This window comes from Hyphomonas sp. UBA3601 (genome assembly GCF_002375605.1).
GTDB lineage: Bacteria > Pseudomonadota > Alphaproteobacteria > Caulobacterales > Hyphomonadaceae > Hyphomonas.
On sequence record NZ_DFME01000049.1, the window covers coordinates 2,997 to 3,881 of the forward strand.

An 885-nucleotide genomic window follows, 5' to 3' on the forward strand; every position below is an offset into this window, starting at 1 on the left:
GGTGCCGTCTTTCTCGTTCTCGAAGAAGGCCGCGCGCATGGGGCTGGCAAAGCTCGGGTCGTCGAGTTTGACGGCGAGGTAGGGCGTTTCGCCATCCTTGCTTTCCTGACGCCAGGCAGCGCCGAGTTCGGCCCCGCCGGCATAGAGGCGGAAGTCGGGGGCACCGTCTGAGGCCTTGTCACTGTTGGGAACAAGCTGGGCTTTGACATTGATGGTCATGGTGCGGATGGTGCCGGTATAGCTGCCTTCCTTCAGGGTGAATGTTCCGATCTGTGCCATGGGTTTAGGTCTCCGTGCTGGCGGTTGAATGAAGGGCGCGTCGCGCCCGCTTGAACCCGGCGTCGGACGCCAGGAAGCTCTCGATCATGGCCGGGATCAGCGCTTCGGGCTTTTCCTCCGCGCCGTAGGTCTGGCGGTAGATTTCGGCATAGTCGCTGAGCGCGCTGGCGAGCTCGGGATCGACCGAGAGGCTCATGCGCACCGGGGTGCGGTCGGGTAATTGTCCGAGACGAAGGGTCATCGTGTGGCTCCTTGGGGATGGGGTCTGAGAATGAGATCGCGGGTGACGACCACGCGCACCGGCCAGCCGGGGCGCACGCGGATGGTTGGCTGGATGCCAAGATTGCGCTCGACGACGCGTTGACCGGCCTGGTTGACGGTGTCGGTCGTGCCGCGGCGGATGGCGCGTTCCAGGTCGCCGTCTCCGTCTGCGCCAAGTTCGGCGCCGACGCCGAGAATGGTCGCGAGGCCTGCCGCGAGGAACACGCGGTCCCAGTGGTGATCGGTGCGGTCGGACAACCCCGCAAAGCCCTGCGCGTCAGCACCCGGCGCCGAGATCACGATGGAGGACCCGTCCGGGAAGATGATCCGGTCCCAGGTCACGAG

The 885-nt window shown here is 65.5% G+C and carries 3 protein-coding genes; all 3 read right to left on the reverse strand.

Annotated features, from left to right (window positions below):
- A partial coding sequence (locus B4F73_RS05855) for a DUF736 domain-containing protein (protein WP_290482714.1) occupies positions 1-279 on the reverse strand: 279 nt, incomplete at its 3' end.
- Positions 280-283: 4 nt separating this feature from the next.
- Positions 284-520: a DUF2274 domain-containing protein gene (locus B4F73_RS05860; protein ID WP_034763727.1), complete on the reverse strand. Its 237-nt coding sequence runs from the start codon at positions 518-520 to the stop codon at positions 284-286.
- Positions 517-885 (reverse strand): TrbI/VirB10 family protein (locus B4F73_RS05865; RefSeq protein WP_290482715.1); only part of this gene is annotated, 369 nt, incomplete at its 5' end. The genes B4F73_RS05860 and B4F73_RS05865, both read right to left, overlap by 4 nt.

What these genes read in the sequence shown, in the direction of transcription:
- B4F73_RS05860 (WP_034763727.1), bottom strand. Translation starts at nt 520, where the DNA reads ATGACCCTTCGTCTCGGACAATTACCCGACCGCACCCCGGTGCGCATG.